Annotated in this window: 14 protein-coding genes; 2 read left to right on the plus strand and 12 right to left on the minus strand. The window is 72.9% G+C overall.

Annotated features, from left to right (window positions below):
- Positions 1-303: 303 nt before the first annotated feature.
- Positions 304-1,308, minus strand: a complete 1,005-nt coding sequence (locus ACFYO5_RS36505; protein WP_388717711.1) for a stage II sporulation protein M — start codon at positions 1,306-1,308, stop codon at positions 304-306.
- A 125-nt stretch (positions 1,309-1,433) separates the two neighbouring features.
- On the opposite strand from ACFYO5_RS36505, the gene ACFYO5_RS36510 reads away from it, so the two are divergent.
- Positions 1,434-2,390 (plus strand): RDD family protein, encoded by a 957-nt coding sequence (locus ACFYO5_RS36510; protein ID WP_388717714.1) that lies wholly within the window; start codon positions 1,434-1,436, stop codon positions 2,388-2,390.
- 25 nt (positions 2,391-2,415) lie between these two features.
- Here the strand turns inward: ACFYO5_RS36510 and ACFYO5_RS36515 are convergent, their stop codons facing one another.
- From ACFYO5_RS36515 to ACFYO5_RS36550, 8 genes are all read right to left on the minus strand, one after another.
- Entirely contained in the window at positions 2,416-3,030 is a 615-nt protein-coding gene (locus ACFYO5_RS36515; protein ID WP_388717717.1) for a hypothetical protein, read from the minus strand.
- 188 nt (positions 3,031-3,218) lie between these two features.
- A complete protein-coding gene (gene ahcY / locus ACFYO5_RS36520) occupies positions 3,219-4,676 on the minus strand; it encodes an adenosylhomocysteinase (protein ID WP_388717720.1) in 1,458 nt (485 codons plus the stop codon).
- Between the two features lie 321 nt (positions 4,677-4,997).
- The gene (locus ACFYO5_RS36525) at positions 4,998-5,978 is read right to left on the minus strand and encodes a cation diffusion facilitator family transporter (protein ID WP_388717722.1); all 981 of its coding nucleotides are present in this window, start codon (positions 5,976-5,978) and stop codon (positions 4,998-5,000) included.
- Positions 5,979-6,170: 192 nt separating this feature from the next.
- Positions 6,171-7,322, minus strand: coding sequence for a mannose-6-phosphate isomerase, class I (manA, locus tag ACFYO5_RS36530; protein WP_388717725.1), 1,152 nt, complete (start codon positions 7,320-7,322; stop codon positions 6,171-6,173).
- Between the two features lie 540 nt (positions 7,323-7,862).
- On the minus strand, positions 7,863-8,996 hold the full coding sequence (locus ACFYO5_RS36535; RefSeq protein ID WP_356568527.1) for an SIS domain-containing protein: 1,134 nt from the start codon (positions 8,994-8,996) through the stop codon (positions 7,863-7,865).
- 125 nt (positions 8,997-9,121) lie between these two features.
- Complete coding sequence (locus ACFYO5_RS36540) at positions 9,122-9,292, minus strand: Trm112 family protein (RefSeq protein WP_150471318.1); 171 nt, start codon at positions 9,290-9,292, stop codon at positions 9,122-9,124.
- A gap of 817 nt (positions 9,293-10,109) precedes the next feature.
- Positions 10,110-11,477, minus strand: coding sequence for a phosphomannomutase/phosphoglucomutase (locus ACFYO5_RS36545; protein WP_388717728.1), 1,368 nt, complete (start codon positions 11,475-11,477; stop codon positions 10,110-10,112).
- Between the two features lie 210 nt (positions 11,478-11,687).
- A complete protein-coding gene (locus ACFYO5_RS36550; RefSeq protein WP_383237281.1) occupies positions 11,688-12,110 on the minus strand; it encodes a DUF3499 domain-containing protein in 423 nt (140 codons plus the stop codon).
- Between the two features lie 294 nt (positions 12,111-12,404).
- On the opposite strand from ACFYO5_RS36550, the gene ACFYO5_RS36555 reads away from it, so the two are divergent.
- Positions 12,405-12,854 (plus strand): metallopeptidase family protein, encoded by a 450-nt coding sequence (locus ACFYO5_RS36555; protein WP_356568724.1) that lies wholly within the window; start codon positions 12,405-12,407, stop codon positions 12,852-12,854.
- A 135-nt stretch (positions 12,855-12,989) separates the two neighbouring features.
- Here ACFYO5_RS36555 and ACFYO5_RS36560 read toward each other — a convergent pair whose 3' ends face one another.
- The 3 genes from ACFYO5_RS36560 to ACFYO5_RS36570 all read right to left on the minus strand — a co-directional run bounded on the left by ACFYO5_RS36560 (position 12,990) and on the right by ACFYO5_RS36570 (position 18,712).
- Positions 12,990-14,609 (minus strand): DUF5719 family protein, encoded by a 1,620-nt coding sequence (locus ACFYO5_RS36560; protein WP_388717732.1) that lies wholly within the window; start codon positions 14,607-14,609, stop codon positions 12,990-12,992.
- Positions 14,606-18,274, minus strand: coding sequence for a glycosyltransferase (locus ACFYO5_RS36565; RefSeq protein WP_388717735.1), 3,669 nt, complete (start codon positions 18,272-18,274; stop codon positions 14,606-14,608). Before ACFYO5_RS36565 ends, ACFYO5_RS36560 begins: the two co-directional genes overlap by 4 nt.
- Positions 18,275-18,442: 168 nt before the next feature.
- On the minus strand, positions 18,443-18,712 hold the full coding sequence (locus ACFYO5_RS36570) for a WhiB family transcriptional regulator (RefSeq protein WP_020128551.1): 270 nt from the start codon (positions 18,710-18,712) through the stop codon (positions 18,443-18,445).
- Between the last annotated feature and the right edge of the window lie 172 nt (positions 18,713-18,884).

Raw genomic sequence — 18,884 nt, forward strand, 5'->3', positions numbered from 1 at the left:
AGACCGTTTCCGGTTCCGATTTCCTCGGTGCTTTCCAGGTTCCCGCTTTTGTTTCGCGGTTTCCTTTCCGGCGGTTCCGACTTTATCAGAAGTTCCGGGCCAGTCTGACCGGCCGCTTTTTCCGATTCATCGGGGTGCTTCTGCGGAATCCAGTTCCGAGAGGCTTTATAGATACTAACCCTGCCGCCGACCGGTTCAAGTCCAGTCCAGGCAACTGTTCGAATCTACCTCCCCGCACGACCCGTGTCAACAGGTCCTGTGGGGCGAAGAGGAGACTAGCAGTTCACCTGCCGTACATGCACATCAGGCGGCGGTCGGCACCGTGGCGCTGCGTTCTGCCGCTTCCACGTCGCCCGTGTCCCCGGCTCGGGCGGCCCTGCCGCCCAGGACGTAGACGTAGGCGAGGAAGGTCAGCTCGGCTGCGATGCCGATCGTGATGCGGGTCCAGGTGGGCAGGCCCGAGGGGGTGACGAAGCCTTCGATGGCGCCCGAGACGAAGAGGATCAGGGCCAGGCCGATGGCCATGCCGAGGGCGGCGCGGCCCTCCTCGGCCAGGGCTGTGCGACGGGTGCGGGGGCCGGGATCGACAACGGTCCAGCCGAGACGCAGACCGGTGCCGGCGGCGACGAAGACTGCGGTCAGTTCGAGCAGGCCGTGGGGAAGGACCAGCCCCAGGAAGGTGTCGAGGCGGCCCACCGAGGACATGAGGCCCGTTCCGATGCCGAGGTTGAGCATGTTCTGGAAGAGGATCCACAGGACGGGGATGCCGAGGAAGACGCCGAGCACCAGGCACATCGCGGCGGCCTGGGCGTTGTTCGTCCAGACCTGGGCGGCGAAGGACGTCGCGGGGTGGCTGGAGTAGTACGTCTCGTACTGGCCGCCGGGGCGGGTGAGCGCGTGCAGTTCGTCCGGGGCCGCTATGGAGGACCGGACCTCCGGGTGGGTGCCGATCCACCACCCCAGGAGCGCCGCGAGCGCGGTGGAGGCGAGGGCCGTGGGAACCCACCAGTGCCGCGAACGGTAGACCGCGGCGGGGAAGCCGAGGGTGAGGAAACGGGTGGCGTCGCGCCAGGAGGCTCTGCGGGTGCCCGTCACGGCACTGCGCGCGCGTGCCACCAACTGGCTGAGCCGGCCCGTGAGCTGGGGGTCGGGTGCGCTGGACCGGATGACGGACAGGTGGGTGGCGGTGCGCTGGTAGAGGGTGACGAGTTCGTCCGCCTCGGTACCGGTGAGGTCGCGGCGGCGCAGCAGGGCGTCGAGGCGGTCCCATTCGGCTCGGTGTGCGGAGACGAAGACGTCCAGGTCCATCGGGTGCCTGCTCCTCGGCTGTTCGTCGGCGGACCGGTCGAGGTCAGCTTGTCGTACTGCGGCGCGATGTGCCTCCAGCTTGGCAGACTGGCCGTGTCGGGGCAGGTCAGGGAAGGGGCACGGGCGTGAGCGAGCTGGTGACGGGTGAGGCGGTGGCGTTGGAGCTTCAGCCCGCGCGGCTGCCCAGCAGGGCACTGGCGACGCTGCTGGATCTGACCGTGGCTCTGGTGGTCTACGTGGTGGTGGGTGTGGCGTTGCTGGTGGCGACGGCGTCGTTGGACGAGGCGGCACAGGTCGCGGTGTCGATCGCCGCGTTCCTGCTGGTGCTGGTGGGCGGTCCGGTCGCGGTGGAGACGCTCAGCCACGGGCGGTCGCTCGGGAAGGCGGCGTGCGGGCTTCGGGTCGTGCGGGATGACGGCGGGCCGATCCGATTCCGCCACGCGCTGGTGCGGGGCGCGCTCGGGGTGGTGGAGCTTCTGCTGACGGCCGGGGTGGTGGCATGTGTCGCCTCGCTGGTGTCGGCGCGGGGGCGTCGGCTGGGTGACGTGTTCGCGGGGACGCTGGTGGTGCGGGAGCGGGTGCCCGCGGCGCGGGCGGGGTTCGTTCCGTCTCCCCCGCCGTGGCTGGCCGGGAGGTTCTCCGGGCTCGATCTGTCGGGGGTGCCCGATGGGCTGTGGTTGGCCGTCCGGCAGTACCTGGGGCGGATGAACCAGCTGGATCCGCAGGTGGGGCAGGCGATGGCGGTGCGTCTGGCGGGTGACCTCGCGGAACGTACGGGGGCCGCGGTGCCGCCGGAGGTCGCGCCGGTCGCGTTCCTGGCCGCGGTGGTGCAGGAGCGGCAGGCCCGGGAGGCGCGGCGGGCCTTCGCAGGGGGTGCGGTGGTGGGGCAGGGTGCGGTCTGGCCGGGTCCTTCGGTCGCGCCGGTCACGGGTCCGCCGGCTGCGCAGCGGGGTGACGGGGCCGGTCGCGCGCCGACTGCGGCGCCGGAGTCAAAAGCGGGGGCGGGGGCGGGGTACCCGGCGGTTTCGGTGGAGCGGCCGTCGGGTGAGCGGCCGGCCACGGGGTTCGTACCGCCGGCGTAGCCGTCGTGGGCTTCACGGGTGGGGTTCAGTCGAAGGTGGACGGGGGCGATTCGAGGTCTTCCAGCTCGATTCCAGGAGCGGCGAGGACGACGTCCCCGGCGATGTGCACGCTGTGCTGTTCGCCGGTGTCCAGGGCTGTGACCTGGTATTCGTCCACGGTCAGCGGTCCGTTGTCAGTGGCGTGTGCTTCTCTTCCCAGCAAGGCCCAGGACTGGTCCACGGTGCGCGGGGCGAGCACCGGGTCGGTGAAGGCGACGAGGCGTACGCGGGTCGCCGTCGTGGAGGGGGTGAGGCGCAGGAGGCGGGTGGTGGCGACCAGGAAGGCGGGGGATGTGCCGGTGAAGGCGTGAGCGGGGACGTTGCCTTCTGTGGCATGGACGCCGGTGGGGTCGGTGCGGACCCAGGTGACGCCGTCGAGGGCCGCGCCGCGTACCTGCCAGTCGCTCGCGTGGAGTTCGAGGCGGAGGGGGCGTCCGAGGGCGTCGAGGGTGAGGTCGACGGAGCCGTGGTGATCGCCGGTGGGGGTGGTCAGCCGGGAGACGTAGCGCCAGCCGGAGGGGCCGGGGGCGCATTGGAAGTGCTCGTGTGCGAGGAGGGTGTGATCGTGCGGATCGGAGAGCGCGTAGCGGCCGCGGGGCATGGGGGTCCTGGGGTGTGACGGGCTGGTCCGGTCATCTCGGCGTGCCGGACCTGGTGCGGGTGACGGCCGGTCCGGCCGGAGGCCGACGGGGCAGGCCCCCGACACGGGGGTGCGGGGGCCTGTCTCGGAGGGACCTGGTGCTGAGGAGTGCGTCGGTGACGGACGCGCTCCTCAGCGGCGGGCCGGGCTCAGTAGCGGTACTGGTCCGACTTGTACGGGCCGTCGACGTCGACGCCGATGTAGGAGGCCTGCTCGGGGCGGAGCGTCGTGAGCTTCACGCCGAGCGCGTCCAGGTGGAGACGGGCGACCTTCTCGTCGAGGTGCTTGGGCAGCACGTAGACGCCCACGGGGTACTCGTCGGGCTTGGTGAACAGCTCGATCTGGGCCAGGGTCTGGTCCGCGAAGGAGTTGGACATCACGAACGACGGGTGGCCGGTGGCGTTGCCCAGGTTCAGCAGGCGGCCCTCGGAGAGGACGATGAGCTTCTTGCCGTCGGGGTAGGTCCAGGTGTGGACCTGCGGCTTGATCTCGTCCTTGACGATGCCGGGGGTCTTGGCGAGGCCGGCCATGTCGATCTCGTTGTCGAAGTGGCCGATGTTGCCGACGATGGCCTGGTGCTTCATCTTGGCCATGTCGGAGGCCATGATGATGTCCTTGTTGCCGGTCGTGGTGATGAAGATGTCGGCCTTGTCGACGACCTCGTCGAGGGTCGTGACCTGGTAGCCGTCCATCGCCGCCTGGAGGGCGCAGATGGGGTCGATCTCGGTGATGATGACGCGGGCTCCCTGGCCGCGCAGGGACTCGGCGCAGCCCTTGCCGACGTCGCCGTAGCCGAAGACGACCGCGGTCTTGCCGCCGATGAGGACGTCGGTGGCGCGGTTGATGCCGTCGATCAGGGAGTGGCGGCAGCCGTACTTGTTGTCGAACTTCGACTTGGTCACGGCGTCGTTGACGTTGATCGCCGGGAACAGGAGGATGCCGTCGCGCTGCATCTCGTACAGGCGGTGGACGCCGGTGGTGGTCTCCTCGGTGACGCCGCGGATCTCGGACGCCAGCTGGGTCCACTTCTGCGAGCCGTCGGTGATGGTGCGGTTGAGGAGTTCGAGGACGACGCGGTGCTCGTCGTTCTCGGCGGTGTCGACGGAGGGGACCTTGCCGTCCTTCTCGTACTCGACGCCCTTGTGGACGAGGAGGGTGGCGTCACCGCCGTCGTCGAGGATCATGTTCGGGCCGCCGGTGGGGCTGTCCGGCCAGGTGAGGGCCTGCTCGGTGCACCACCAGTACTCCTCCAGCGTCTCGCCCTTCCAGGCGAAGACGGGGACGCCCTGGGGGTTGTCCGGGGTGCCGGTGGGGCCGACGGCGATGGCCGCGGCCGCGTGGTCCTGGGTGGAGAAGATGTTGCAGGAGGCCCAGCGGACCCGGGCGCCGAGGGCGACGAGGGTCTCGATGAGGACGGCGGTCTGCACGGTCATGTGCAGGGAGCCGGTGACGCGGGCGCCGGCGAGGGGCTGGGCCTCGGCGTATTCCCTGCGGATCGACATCAGGCCGGGCATCTCGTGCTCGGCGAGGGTGATCTCCTTGCGGCCGAACTCGGCCAGGGAGAGATCGGCGACCTTGAAGTCCTGCCGGTTGTCGACAGTCGTCATGTGGAGCTGCTCCTCGGGTTGGGAGAGGTCGGGGTACGGCTGGTCTGCGCGGCGGCGGACACAGGGGTGCCCGAAAGGGGACACAGGCATGCCCGCGTGCGCGCAGCGCAGTCCGTCGGAGGCCCTCTCTCCCTCGGACGATCCGGTGTGGGACCGCCCGACCGCCATCAGCAGCGACGTCTGGCTCCGTTCCAAGCTACACCGGTGGCGGCGGACGGCCCCAGTCCATCGGCGAACAGATCACGCCGATATGGCGGCCGGGGCCGGAAAAGGCGGCGGGGCCCGCCGGTTCTCGGCGGGCCCCGTCGGGTGGGCCGGGGGTCAGTGCGCGGCCGGGGGGTGGGCCGGGCCGCCCGGGGCGGCCTCGGGGTCGGGGCCCTTGGTGGCCTCGGTCTCGCTGTAGATGTCGGGCTCGAGGTAGATGACGCGGGCGATCGGGACGGCGTGGCGGATGCGGGACTCGGCGGCGTCGATGGCCCGTGCGACCTCGGTGGCCGTGTCGTCGTGCCGTACGGCGATCTTCGCGGCGACGAGGAGTTCCTCGGGGCCGAGGTGGAGGGTGCGCATGTGGATGATGCGGGTGACGGTGGTGCCGTCGACGACGGCGGCCTCGATCTTGCGGGTCTGCTCCGGGCCGGCCGACTCGCCGAGGAGGAGGGACTTGGTCTCGACGGCCAGGACGAGGGCGATCAGGACGAGCAGGACGCCGATGCAGACGGTGCCGACACCGTCCCAGACGCCGTCGCCGGTGGCCAGAGCGATGCCGACGCCGCCGAGGGCGAGGACGAGGCCGACGAGCGCGCCGAAGTCCTCCAGGAGGACGACCGGGAGTTCGGGGGCCTTGGCGCGGCGTACGAACTCCGTCCAGGAGAGGTTGCCGCGCTGCGGGTTGGACTCCTTGATGGCCGTCCGGAAGGAGAAGGACTCGGCGATGATCGCGAAGACGAGGACGCCGACCGGCCAGTACCAGTGTTCGATCTCGTGGGGGTGCTTGATCTTCTCGTAGCCCTCGTAGATGGCGAACATGCCGCCGACCGAGAACAGGACGATGGAGACCAGGAAGGCGTAGATGTAGCGCTCGCGGCCGTAGCCGAAGGGGTGTTGCGGGGTGGCCTCGCGCTGGGCCTTCTTGCCTCCGACGAGGAGGAGGGCCTGGTTGCCGGAGTCGGCGAGCGAGTGCACGCCTTCGGCGAGCATCGACGACGAGCCGCTGAACGCGAACGCCACGAACTTCGATGCCGCGATCGCGAGGTTGGCGGCGAGTGCCGCCACGATCGCCCTGGTGCCGCCTGACGCGCTCATGTGTTCGCGTTGTCCCTTCGTCCTCGGGTCGTTCTCGGGGTCGTCCCCGTGGCGTGTGCGGTCGCCTCGGGGTCGCCTCGTGCGGGTACCGGTCGGGCTGCGCGCCGTCGCCGGCTTTGCCCGTCCTTTGCGGTGGGCCATTGTTGCAGTCCGGCCCGTGGTGCGTGTGCCCGGACGGGCGGGTGGGATGCGTCAGGCGATGACGGTGGCCCTGAAGACGGTGCCGCTTCCGGACACTTCGGCCGGTTCGGCCGCGGGGACGAAGACGGACTGACCGGGTGTCAGGGTGTGCTCGCCCGCTCGGACGGTGCCGGCCGTGCAGAGCAGGATCTGCGGGGTCGTCAGGGTGAGGTCGTGCGGGGCGGCGCCCTCGGGGAGGACGTAGCGGGAGAGGCGGAACTCGTCGATGGGCGTTTCGTAGACCTCCTCGCCGTCGGGGGCGGCCTCGGGGCGCAGCACGCCCGGGTCGCCGGGCTCGAAGCGGACGACGCGCAGGAGTTCGGGGACGTCGACGTGCTTGGGGGTGAGGCCGCAGCGCAGGACGTTGTCGGAGTTGGCCATGATCTCGACGCCGAGGCCGTCGAGGTAGGCGTGCGGGATGCCGGCGCCGAGGTAGAGGGCCTCGCCGGGCTGGAGGCGGACGTGGTTGAGGAGCATCGCCGCGATGACGCCGGGGTCGCCGGGGTAGTGGTGGGCGAGGCCGGCGTAGGGGGCGTGGTCGCCGCCGAGGCGGTCGCAGGCGGCTGTCGCGGCCGCGACCGTGTGGGCCATCTCGTCGGGGTCCGCGGTGAGGATCGCCGTCAGGACCTCGCGCAGGGCGGCTTCCTCGGGCTGGGCGTGCAGCAGGTCGACGTACGGCTTGAGGGAGTCGACGCCGAGGGCGTCGAGGAGGTCGGCGGCGCGGGCCGGGTCCCGGAAGCCGCACAGGCCGTCGAACTCGGTGAGGGCGCAGATCAGTTCGGGCTTGTGGTTGGCGTCCTTGTAGTTGCGGTGCGGGGCGTCGGCCGGGACACCCCGGCGTTCCTCGTCGGCGTAACCGTCCCTGGCCTGGGCGAGGTCGGGGTGGACCTGGAGGGAGAGCGGGGCGCCGGCGGCGAGAAGCTTGAGGAGGAACGGGAGGCGGGGGCCGAACCTGGCGACGGCCTTCTCGCCCAGTTCCCGTTCCGGGGCGGCCGCGATGACCTCGTTGAGGGTGCCCCGCCCGGTGCGGGAGGGGGCGCCGGGGTGGGCGCCCATCCACATCTCGGCCTGGGGTTCGCCGGTGGGTTCGACGCCGAGCAGGTGCGGGAGCGCGGTGGGGGAACCCCAGGCGTAGGGGCGGATGGTGTTGTCGAGGCGGTCCATGCGGTGTCTGCCTGCCTGTTCTGTCTGTCCTGGGGTCGGGCGGCGGGCGGCGGGGCGCTCTGCCGCCCGCCGGCGGCTTGGTTGCTGTCGCCGCCCGGTGCTGCCTCTGCCCGGGATCGGCCTGGGTCCGCCGGCGGCTGTGTGCCTGCTGTCGGCCGCGCGTGCTGGCGCTGGTCGGGGGCTTGGCCCTGGCCGGGTGCTTGCCCCTGGCTAGGTGCTTGCCCCTGGCCGGGTGCTTGCCACTGGCCAGGTGCTTGCCCCTGGCCGGGTGCTTGCCACTGGCCGGGTGCTTGCCGCTCGGCGCGTCGGCTGTCCGCAGTCGACTTGTCGACGTCGGCGGTCGGGTGGCGGTGGTCGGGTGGCGTCGGTCGGTTGCCGGCGATCGGGCGCCGGCGATCGGTTGCCGACGATCCGTTGCCGGCGATCGGGCAGATCTTCGTCGAGGGATCGGCTGGACGGCCGCCGGGTGGGCGGCTACCGGCCGCCTGTCCGGGGCGGCCGCCCGTTCCCGCTTGCGGGTGCCGGGCGGCCGTCGTCGGATCAGGCTCCCGAGGCGAGCGCCAGGTAGACGGCGGCGAAATCCGTCATGGCGATGAGGTCGGCGAGGGTCACGAGTTCGTCGCCGGCCTCCGGTTCCAGCTCGCTGATTGGTGTGTCGTGGCTGAGGGCCAGTTCGCGGGCGGCCGGGGCGGCGGTGAGACCGCCGATCGGACGGTCGCGCAGCAGCACCACGCGCGCGTGCAGGGCCGGCGCTTCCTCGACGCGGTCGCGGAAGAAGTCGTCCGGGTCGGCGCCTGCGGCGAGCGGACCCGCGAGCAGGGCGTTGTGCGCGGCGAGGGCCTCGGGGAGTTCGGCCACGAGGGAGGGGCGGCCGGCGAGTTCGGCGAGCGCGGCGGCGAAGCGGCGGCCCGCGGGGCCGGCCGAGACGCCCTCCGTCCAGATCACGGGGAGGGAGTCGGCGAGTTCGGTGGCCAGGGTCTTCGCGGGGTTGCTGTAGGTCGCGACGGCCGGGCCGCAGCGTTCGGCGATGTGGTCCAGGCGGTCGGCGACCTTCTCGAGTTCCCCGGGTGGGGCCGAGATCAGGGTGATGCGGTCCAGGAGCACGAGGAGGGGGGTGAGGAGCGCCCACAGGACACCGGGGGCGGAGGCCGCGACCGGAGGTTGCTCGTCCTGTTCGTACGGGGCGGTCGCCATCGGCACGAACAGGCCGTGCGCCGCGTCGGCCGCCTCGGCGAGCGGGGAGCCGGCGGGGGCCACGGCGACGACGGTGCAGCCGCGGCGGTACGCCTGCTCGGCGAGGAGCGAGAGGCCGGGCTCGGTGCCGTCGGGGGTGGTGATGAGGAGGAGGTCCACGGAGCCCGCCCAGCCGGGGAGTTCCCAGCGGAGGGCGCCCGCGGCGGGGGCGACGCCGGCGGGCGCGAGGCGGGTGACCGGGCAGGCGGCGCCGGCGAGGGTGCCGAGGAGATCGGCGACGCAGGTGGCGGCGGCACCGGGGCCCGCGAGGAGGATGGCGCGCGGGCGGCCGTCGGGTACGAGCTGCTGCACACCTGCCTCGGTGGCGTGCCGCACGGCGGTGCGGACGCGGGCGCCGGCCTCGGCCGCTCCGCGCAGAAGGGCGCGGTGGTCCGCCTCGGCCAGGGCCTCCGGCGTGTCGAGCAGCGATTCGTCGAGCATGGCGTCAGGTCTCCGATCGCCTGTGGTCGTCGGTGTGCGGGGGCGCCGCGCGGCCGGTGCGGGTCGCTCGCGTGCGCTCGCCCCGCTTGCGGCCGTTTCGGCCCGTACGGCGGGCTGGGCGGCCGTTACGCGGGGCGGCGGGCCTCGTCGATGAGGAGGACGGGGATGCCGTCGCGGATCGGGTACGCCAGACCGCAGTCCTGGCCTGTGCAGATCAGCTCGGTGTCCTGCTCCTTGAGGGGGGCGTGGCAGGCGGGGCAGGCGAGGATCTCCAGGAGGCCGGCTTCGAGCGGCATGGGGTGTCCCTTCGGGGCGAGTTCGGGTGTGTTCCGTGTGGGTGGGGCTGTGGATGTGCCTGGTCAGGGTACCGCTGGTGGGGGTGGGGTGGGGGGTGGTTCGGGTGGGGGGTTCGTCGCCCCCGCCGCCCCTTCCCGTCCCGTCCTGAAGGGGCGCTGCCCCTTCGAGACCCCGCAGAGGTTCCGCGCACTGGACCCGATCGGCCTGGCCCCCGATCGGGCCGGACCCGACCGGTCTCGATCTCGGCCCCGATCGGGCCGGACCCCGACCGATACGGACCCCGTCGACTCGGACCCGACCGGTCTCGACCCTGATCGAGCCGGGCTCTGATCGAGCCGGGCTCTGATCGGGCCGGACTCTGATCGGGCCGATCCACGACCGACCCCGGCTCCCGCCCGACCCGGTCCCCGGCGGGACTCGCCCTCGCTCGGCTCCGGCTCCCCGGCCGACCCGGACCCCGGCCGACGTCGTCCCCGCTCGCTCCGGCTTCCCGACGGACCTCGTCGCCATTCGACTCCGGGTTCCCGACCAACCTCGTCCCCCCGTTCGCCTCCGGCTCCCCGACTGACCCGGTCCCCGCCCGACATCGACCCCGACCGGCCTCGCCCCGTTCGACTCCGGGTCCCCGACCGACCCCGGCCCCAACCGACCTCGCCCCCCGTTCGACTCCGGCTCCCCGACCGACCTCGCCCTCCCCCCGCTCGGCTCCGGCTCCCGGCCGCCCCCGACCCCCGGCCGACCCGGCCGGCCTCGGCCCCGTCGTCGTATCGGCTGGAGGTGACCGGCGTCGACGGGTTCGTTCGGCGGGCTCGTGCCTCAGCCTCTGATGACCGCCAGCACCTCGTCCCGGATCCTCCTCATCGTCGCCTCGTCGCGGGCCTCGGCGTTGAGGCGGAGGAGGGGTTCGGTGTTGGAGGGGCGGACGTTGAACCACCAGTCGGGGGCGGTGACCGTGAGGCCGTCCAGTTGGTCGAGGGTGGTGTCGGGGCGGGCGCCGTACATGGTCCTGATCGCGGCGATGCGGGCGCTCTGGTCGTCGACCGTGGAGTTGATCTCTCCGGAGCCGGCGTAGCGGTCGTACTGGGCGACGAGGGCGGAGAGGGGGGTGTCCTGGCCGCCGAGGGTCGCGAGGACGTGGAGGGCGGCCAGCATGCCGGTGTCGGCGTTCCAGAAGTCCTTGAAGTAGTAGTGGGCGGAGTGCTCGCCTCCGAAGATCGCCCCGGTGCGGGCCATCTCCGCCTTGATGAAGGAGTGGCCGACGCGGGTGCGGACGGGGGTGCCGCCGTTCTCCCTCACGACCTCGGGGACGGTCCAGGAGGTGATCAGGTTGTGGATGACCGTGCCCTCGCCGCCGTGGCGCGCCAGTTCGCGGGCGGCGACGAGGGCGGTGATCGCGGACGGGGAGACCGGGTCGCCCTGTTCGTCGATCACGAAGCAGCGGTCCGCGTCGCCGTCGAAGGCGAGGCCGAGGTCGGCACTCTCCTCGCGGACCCGCTTCTGGAGGTCGACGAGGTTGGCGGGGTCGAGGGGGTTGGCCTCGTGGTTGGGGAAGGTGCCGTCCAGTTCGAAGTACAGGGGGACGACGGTCAGGGGCAGGCCTTCGAGGACGGTGGGGACGGTGTGTCCGCCCATGCCGTTGCCCGCGTCGACGACGACCTTCAGGCTGCGGATGGAGGTGATGTCGACGAGGGAGCGGAGGTGGGCCGCGTAGTCGTTCAACGTGTCGGCCCGGGTGATCGTGCCGGGCCGGGCGGCCGGTTCGGGGCCGCTCGTCGCGGACCAGGTCTCCACCAGTTCGCGGATCTGCGTCAGGCCGGTGTCCTGGCCGACCGGGGCGGCGCCGGCACGGCACAACTTGATGCCGTTGTAGCGCGCCGGGTTGTGCGAGGCGGTGAACATCGCGCCCGGCAGGTTCAGCGCGCCCGAGGCGTAGTACAGCTGGTCCGTGGAGCACAGGCCGATCTCGGTGACGTGCACGCCGAGGGCGGCGGCGCCGCGGGCGAAGGCGCCGGACAGGCCGGGGGACGAGGGGCGCATGTCGTGGCCGACGACGATCGCCTCGGCGTCGGTCACCCGGGCGAAGGCCGCCCCGAACAGTTCGGCCAGCGACTCGTCCCACTGATCCGGGACCACCCCGCGTACGTCGTACGCCTTCACGATCTGCGACAGATCAGCAGCAGCCACGGCCAAACCTTCCTGGAAGTCCTGTCGGTCACCACAAACTACCCGGCGCCGTTCACGGGCCGTCCTGGGTGCGCCGGGCCGGCCCGCGGGGGTGACGTGCGCCATAACCTCAGGTCAGTGCCGCTTCGCCAGGATCATCCGGGCGGTTCCGGTCGCCGGCGACGGCACGTGCGGGGGCGCTCGGCGGGGCCGCGGAGGGGAGCGGGCGGATCAGTTGTCCGGTGAGCGCAGTACTCGCAGGTGGCCGCGGCGGGCGACCTCCATCGGGTCCGCCCCGCGGCTCGCGCCGCCGGCGCCGGCCGCGCGTCCCTGCGGGCGGGCTGCCTCGCGGACCGCGTTGGCAAGCGCTTCCAGGTCGTCGCCGCTGGGGCGGGCGGGAGCCGAACCGTCGAGGAGCCGGACGACTTCCCAGCCGCGCGGGGCGGTGAGGCGCTCGGAGTGCTCGGCGCACAGGTCGTAGCAGTGGGGTTCGGCGTAGGTGGCGAGCGGGCCGAGGACTGCGGTCGAGTCGGCATAGACGTACGTCAGCGTCGCGACGGCGGGTCGGCCGCAGGCGGTTCGCGAACAGCGACGTACAGGGCTCACGACGTTGGACGGTACCGCACTCTTGAGCGGGCCGCGACGACTCTCCACCAGGTCACTCCACCGTGTCGGGTTGTGAAACGCCCCACAGACCACTCCAGTCATACCCCGCTGACCTGCGCGAACACCAGTCCTGAGGGTGAGGAAGGCGTTCAGGTCCGGTCACCGGTGCGGACAAACGCCATCAATTGCCATGAGTTCAACGGCCGTGGAGAGATACGGAATCGAGCCGGACCTTGGCCGGAACGGTCATTCCGCGACATGCGGAGCGGGACGGCCGGACGGTGCGCGGTTGCCGCGTGGAGCGGGGCGGCCGGTGGCGGCGGGGACTACGCTTCGGTAGTGATGGACAGCCCCGTACCGCCTCGTGCCGCAGCCCCCGGCCCTCGTCGTCGTGATCGCCACGGACGGGGCATGCGCGGGCCGATCGCGCCCCCTCAGGTACCGCTGGCCGCGAGCCGCGCGGAAGTGTTCGCGGATCTGGTGCAGGACTCCGTGGACCGGCTGGAGCGGCGGTGGCCGCAGCTCGCCGACATCGACTTCATGGTGCTGGAGGTGCCGCGGCTGGACGGGGCCGGGGAACCGTGGAACGACGAGGCGGTTCCGCTGGGCGGCACGATCTCCGCCCAGGACGGCCGCCGCGCGCGGGTGGTCGTGTACCGGCGGCCCGTCGAGATCCGCACCAAGGGCCGGGACGAACGGGCCGCGCTGGTGCACGAGATCGTCGTCGAACAGGTGGCGGAGCTGCTGGGCCTCACTCCGGAGACGGTGGATCCCCGCTACGGGGAGGACTGAGCGCGCGGACGCCCGCGGGCCCCTCCGGGGGTCCGGGGGCCAACTCCACCAGTGCCGAGTCCACCCGGCGCCTACGTCTCCGGGCGCCGACCTCTCCGGGCGCCTGCTTCTCCCGGCGCCCACTTCTCCCGGCGCCTACCTCTGCACCACCGTCAGGTCCTCGTCCGCCTCCGGGACCGCCACCGTGCCCCGGTCGTCCGGCAGCGTCTGGACGGTGAAGCCGGGGACGCCGCCCTCCGTCGCCGTCAGGGTGCGGGAGGCGTACACGGGGGCCGCGGTGAGGTTCTCCACGGTCAGCGCGCAGGTGCCCTTCAGGCCCGCGGGGACCGGGAGTTGGACGTCCTGGGTGGTGCCCTGCCTGATCGTGTAGGTCCTGGAGGCCGCCGTGCCTCCCCCGGTGCCCGTCGACGCGGTCACCTTGACCTTGGCGGTGCCCGTGGGCGCGGTCAGGGAGAGCGTGGCGTCCTTGGCTCCGTTGCCCACGACGGACGCGCGGGTGCCGACCGGGCCGGTGGCGGGGATGAACGCCGACTCCTGCTTGTCGCCCTTGCCGCGCACGACCCGGACGGCCGCGACGACCGGCGCCGACCCGTCGGTGGGCGTCAGGACGAGCGAGCCGGCCTCGCCGCGCGTGACGTCGCCCAGGTCGACCGCGGTGGTCATGCCTCCCTTGACGTGCATCGTCTCCTGGCCGGCGGGGGTGATCAGGCCGGTGGGGGAGGCGAGGCGGACCTTGAGGTCGGCGTCGGCGTCGCCCGGCGCGAAGGCGACCAGGCGGACCGCCGTGGCGTCCTTGGGAATGCCGGGGACGACCAGGGTGCCCGCCGGATCGGTGGACGCGGCCAGCCAGTCGCCGCCGAGCTTGTCGTCCAGGGCCTGTACGGCGGCGCCGACGCGGCCGCTGCGGACGTTCACATGCACGGTCAGGTCGTCCTGCTTCTCGCCGGTGAGCGTGGAGAGCAGGATCGGCTCGCTGGAGTGGGCCGGGATCGTCAGGCCCTCGCCGACCGTGGTCGCCACGGCGCCGTCCTTGCCGTACAGCTCGATGTCGGCGACGGCCGCGGAGTCGTCGGGGTTGGTGAGATGGACGTAGTCCGTGCGGTCGGCCGCCGTGCTGACGCCCGGGAACCAGAACTCGGTGTCCGGGGCGGTGCAGGTGACGCCGAGCAGGCCGCGGCCGCTGCCGGCGGTGACCTGGGTGGTCTGCTGGACCGTCCAGCCGGGCGCGAACCCGCCCTCGGCGGTGCCCACGAGCGCGGGCTCGTCGGCGCCGGAGGTCTCGGCGCTGACCGGTGTGCCGGGCGCCTTGGGGGTCAGGACCGGCTTGGCCGCGGCCTTCTCGTCGCCGGCCTTCTCGTCGCCGGACGTCTTGCCGTCGGCCGTCTTGCCGTCGGTCTTCTTGTCGTCGGTCTTCTTGTCGGTGTCCGTCTCGTCCGCGCTCTTGTCGTCCTCGGTGGTCTTCTCGTCGTCCTCGCCGGCGGCCGGACCCGTCGAATCGCGGGCCGCCGACCGGAGTTCGGCCGAGCCGTCGCTCCCGGCGCCCTTGGTGACGGGCGTGAACGAGGTGTACGTCGTCTCGGCGAGGTCCGAGGCGCTGGGCGCCGGGCAGAGCAGGCCGGTGCGCTCCACGGGCAGGACGGCGGCCGCCTCGGCGGTGTCCGTGCCGGACGCGTCGGGCTCGCTGAGCGTGGCGAAACCGGTGACGGCGGCCAGGGCGACCGTGCCGGCGATCAGGGACAGGGTGGTGCGGTTCACTGCTGGCTCCCGTCGGGGCGCTCGCTGCCGGTGCCGTGGGGGTGCCGCGCCGGGTCGTAGGCGGGGTCGTAGCCGCCCTGCTCGTACGCCGACGGGTCGTAGCCCTGCTGGTACGTCTGGTCGTACGCGGCGGTGGCCTCGGGTCGGGCCTCGTAGGCGTACGGGTCGTACTGGCCCGCCCGGTAGGGGTCGTAGGCGGTCGGGTCGTAGGTGTCGGCCGGGTACTGCTGGGGGGCGTCCTGGTACTGCTGGTCGCCGTAGGCGTCGTACGGGGCGGGCGGCTGGGCCGGTGCCTCCCAGTCGGCGTAGGACTGCTGCTGCGGTACCGCGGCCGGGATCTCCTCGGGCGCGGGGGACGTGACGTCCTCGTCCTGGCCGGGGTCCTCGGACTCGGCCTGGGCGCGCAGGCGACGGGCGCGGCGGCCCTCGCCCTCGACGGCCTGGGCGGGGATCGGCTGCTCCTCGGGAAGGTCGTCGTCGACGTCGCGGCGGCGGCCGGGCAGGGCGAGGACGACCAGGACGAGGGCGAGGAAGCCCTGCGCCCACAGCCAGGCGGTGTGGCCGAACGGGTCGTCGTAGGTGACGTCGAGTCGGCCGCCCGAGGCGGGGAGTTCGAAGCCCTGGGCCCAGCCGTCGACGGTGGTCCGGGTGAGCGGCTCGCCGTCGAGGGTGGCGGTCCAGCCCTCGGCGGCGGCGTCGGCCAGGCGCAGGATCCGGCCGGCGGCGCCCCCGGCGATCGTGGTGTGGATGTCGACGGGGCCCGCGGCGACCGGCGTCGGGGTGCCCTTGCCGGACGCGGTGACGATCGCCGCGCGGGAGACCTCCTGGTCCACCCGCCACAGGGCGCTGCCGTCCTGCTGGCTGAGCCGGGACAGGCCCGGCGTGGCGTCCAGGACGCGGGTGACCTCGCGGGGCGCGCCCTTGTGGACGAGGACGTAGCGCACGGCGAACTTGCCGAGCTGGTCGGCCTGGTCGGCGCCCGAGCCGGCGACGAGGTTGGCGACGACCTTGCCGAGCGTGCCGTTGCGCCCGTCGGCCGCGGCGAGTTCGGCGTCGCCCATGCGGGCGCCGGAGCCGCGGACCAGCACGTAGCGGACGTGGGCGGCGGAGTCGCTGTCGAGGACGAGGGTGCGGGCCTGGTCGCGGGTGTTGCTCTCCTCGGCGACGAACGCGGGTACCTGCACCGGGTCGCGGCGTTCCAGAGGGCCGTCGGCGCCGCCGAGCATCCAGCCCGCGGCGACGAGCAGCGGGCCGGCGGCCGAGGCGAAGGCGATGAGGGCGGCGACCGGCTGGCGCCAGCCGAAGCTCTGCTCGGCGACGCGCGTGCGTGCGCCGTCGGCGCCCATGAGGGCGGCGGCGAGCAGGGCGATGCCGTAGACGAGGGTGGCGGGGCCGGCCCAGGTGGAGGTGTTGGACAGGACCGCGAAGACGAGTCCGACCAGGGCGACCGCCCAGGCCGTCCAGATGCCGGACTGACGCTCCGTGCGCAGCAGGGCGGCCAGGGCGGCCAGGACGACGCCGATGAGCATCAGTCCGCTGACCGTGCCGGGGCCGCCGGGGCTGATGCCGAGCAGGTCGGTGGCGGTGGCCGCCGAGGGCCCGTACTCCAGGCCGGCCTCGGTGAAGAAGCCCAGCGGGAGCAGCGACAGCGACCAGGGCGCGAGGATCAGCAGGGGGGTGCCGAGCTGGACGAGGAGACGCAGGCCGCGGGCGGGGATGTCGGTGCGGCGCACGGCGAGGACGGCGAGGCCGAGGATCAGCGCGATGGGCCAGATGATCGGCGTGAACGCGGTGGTGAGCGTGAGCAGCAGGGCGTACGCCCAGGTGGCGCGCCAGCTGCCGCGCGCGCCGGAGGAGGTGGCGAGGCCGCTCGCGGCGATGCCCGCGCGGGCGATGAGCGGCAGCAGCACGGCCAGGACGGCGGTGCCGATGCGGCCGCCGGCGAGAGCGCCGGTGGCGGCGGGCAGGAAGGCGTAGACGACGGCGCCCCACGCGCGCAGGAGGCTCGACCCGATGAGCGGGCGGGAGGCGAAGTAGGCGGCGAGGCCCGCCAGCGGCACGGAGCAGACCAGCAGCACCGTGACGGCGAGGCCGGTCGAGCCGAACAGCAGGGAGGCGAACAGGGCGACGACGGCGAGGTAGGGCGGAGCGGACGCGGTGCCGCCCGCGCCGACCGGGTGCCAGGCGTCCAGGTAGCGCGACCACAGTTCTGAGGCGTCGGCCGGGGCGGGCAGCATGGCCCCTCCGGCGAGGGCGCCGGCGCCCACGAGGTCACGGCAGGCGACCAGGGAGACCAGCAGCAGCACCAGGAAGAGCACCGGGCCCGGTTTGCGGGCGATGCGCTTGAGGCGGACGAACTGCTCGACCTCGAGGAAGTCGGCGTCGTCGCCGCCGGGTCCCGATTCGACGGCTCCGCCGTGCCGGCCGGCTCCGGTCGTGGTCTCGGTGTCGGTGGCGCCGAACAGGTCGCCCGCGACCTGCTCGACGGTGGCCCGCACGGTCGCGCCGGGCGGCGGGAACAGCGGGCGCAGCTCCTCCTTGTCGGCCTGGGAGCTGCCGCGCAGGCGTCGCCCGGCGATGATCCGCTCGGGCCGCAGCAGGGTGCCGAGCAGGCCGCGGATCTCGTCGAGGGCCTGTCCGGGGACCTTGCCGACGAGGTTGGCGACGGTCCGCAGGAGGGTGCCGAGGACCAGGCGGACCAGGATCCAGGGCAGCAGGGCCGTACGGCTGTTGACGAGGAGGGTGTAGACGGCGCCGGCCTTGTCCACCTTGTGGGGGGAGGCCGTGGTGCGGCCCGCGCAGTCGACGGCGCGCCGCTCGCGGGAGGCGGCCTCGGCGTGCCGGACGACGGCGTCGGGGGCGACGAGGACGCGGTGGCCGGCGGCGTGCGCGCGCCAGCACAGGTCGATGTCGTCACGCATGAGGGGGAGGCGGCGGTCGAAGCCGCCGAGTTCCTCGAAGACGTCGCGGCGGATCAGCATGCCGGCGGTCGACACGGCCAGCACCGGGCGCACGTGGTCGTGCTGGCCCTGGTCCTGTTCGCGGCGGTCCAGGCCGGTCCAGCGGCGGCCGGAGTGGGCGATGGTGACGCCGACCTCGAGGAGCTGGCGGCGGTCGTACCAGCCGCGGAGCTTGGGGCCGACGACGGCGACGTCGTCCCGGCCCAGTTCGAGTTCGTTCTCCGCGACGCGCAGCAGTTCTGCCAGGGCGTCGGGTTCGGGCGCGCAGTCGTCGTGCAGCAGCCACAGCCACTGGACGGGTTCGCCGTGCGGAAGGTCGGGCAGGTCGTAGGCGTCGTCGCGCCAGGTGCGCGTGACGGGGTCCCAGCCGCTGGGGCGCTTCAGGTACGGCAGTTCCTCGGGGGTGAGGACCGGGGCGCTGCGGTTGGCCTCCTCGACGGCCTGGCCGAATCCGGTGCGCCGGGCGAGGTGCAGGACGCGGTCGGCGCCGAGGGCGTCGGTGACCAGCTGGGCCGAGTCGTCCGCGCTGCCGGTGTCGGCGGCCACGACGGCCTGGACGGGACGGTCCTGGCCGAGCAGCCCGGCGAGCGCGTCGGGCAGCCAGCGGGCGCCGTCGTGGGAGACGAGGACCGCGGTCACCACGTGGCGCGGGAACTCAGGAGTGGCAGCGTCGCGGTGACCTGCCGTTTGGCTGTGCACGGACATCGAGGTACGGGCCCCGGTTCGGTGGACTGCGGTGGACGCCTGCGCCGCGTAGGGGCGGCGGGGTGTCTCGGACGAGCGCCCACACTATCGGCTGGGCACGACGGCGGCCCGCCGCCTGTGGACAACCCACCGGCGACGGGCCGTTCGCGGCCTCGGGCCCGGCCGTGCTCAGACGGCCGCCTTCTTGAGCCGGCGGCGTTCCCGCTCGGAGAGGCCGCCCCAGATCCCGAATCTCTCGTCGTTGGCGAGGGCGTACTCGAGGCATTCGGAGCGGACCTCGCAGGCGAGGCAGACCTTCTTGGCCTCGCGGGTGGAACCGCCCTTCTCGGGAAAGAAGGACTCGGGGTCGGTCTGGGCGCACAGTGCGCGCTCCTGCCAGCCGAGTTCCTCGTCCGCGTCGTCGACGTCGACCAGCAGTTGCTGCACCAGCTCGGTCATGTGCGCCCCTCGCTCTGTCATTCGCGTCCCCGTGACGTGGCCGTTACCGATGGCGGCTGAACGACACGAGTGAAATTACAAGTGTGCTGCTCCGGGCGAGTCAAGCTGAGATCTGCTATTGGGCCTCTTATTCACTCTGCGGAACCAAGGCCATGCGTTAAGTGTTCAAATC

It is taken from the genome of Streptomyces sp. NPDC006259, assembly GCF_042870975.1.
In the GTDB taxonomy this organism is placed as follows: domain Bacteria; phylum Actinomycetota; class Actinomycetes; order Streptomycetales; family Streptomycetaceae; genus Streptomyces.

Coding starts and splice junctions, on each gene's coding strand:
- ACFYO5_RS36505 (WP_388717711.1), bottom strand. CDS start 1,308: ATGGACCTGGACGTCTTCGTCTCCGCACACCGAGCCGAATGGGACCGC.
- ACFYO5_RS36515 (WP_388717717.1), bottom strand. CDS start 3,030: ATGCCCCGCGGCCGCTACGCGCTCTCCGATCCGCACGATCACACCCTC.
- ahcY (WP_388717720.1), bottom strand. CDS start 4,676: ATGACGACTGTCGACAACCGGCAGGACTTCAAGGTCGCCGATCTCTCC.
- ACFYO5_RS36525 (WP_388717722.1), bottom strand. CDS start 5,978: ATGAGCGCGTCAGGCGGCACCAGGGCGATCGTGGCGGCACTCGCCGCC.
- manA (WP_388717725.1), bottom strand. CDS start 7,322: ATGGACCGCCTCGACAACACCATCCGCCCCTACGCCTGGGGTTCCCCC.
- ACFYO5_RS36535 (WP_356568527.1), bottom strand. CDS start 8,996: ATGCTCGACGAATCGCTGCTCGACACGCCGGAGGCCCTGGCCGAGGCG.
- ACFYO5_RS36540 (WP_150471318.1), bottom strand. CDS start 9,292: ATGCCGCTCGAAGCCGGCCTCCTGGAGATCCTCGCCTGCCCCGCCTGC.
- ACFYO5_RS36555 (WP_356568724.1), top strand. CDS start 12,405: ATGGACAGCCCCGTACCGCCTCGTGCCGCAGCCCCCGGCCCTCGTCGT.
- ACFYO5_RS36565 (WP_388717735.1), bottom strand. CDS start 18,274: ATGTCCGTGCACAGCCAAACGGCAGGTCACCGCGACGCTGCCACTCCT.
- ACFYO5_RS36570 (WP_020128551.1), bottom strand. CDS start 18,712: ATGACCGAGCTGGTGCAGCAACTGCTGGTCGACGTCGACGACGCGGAC.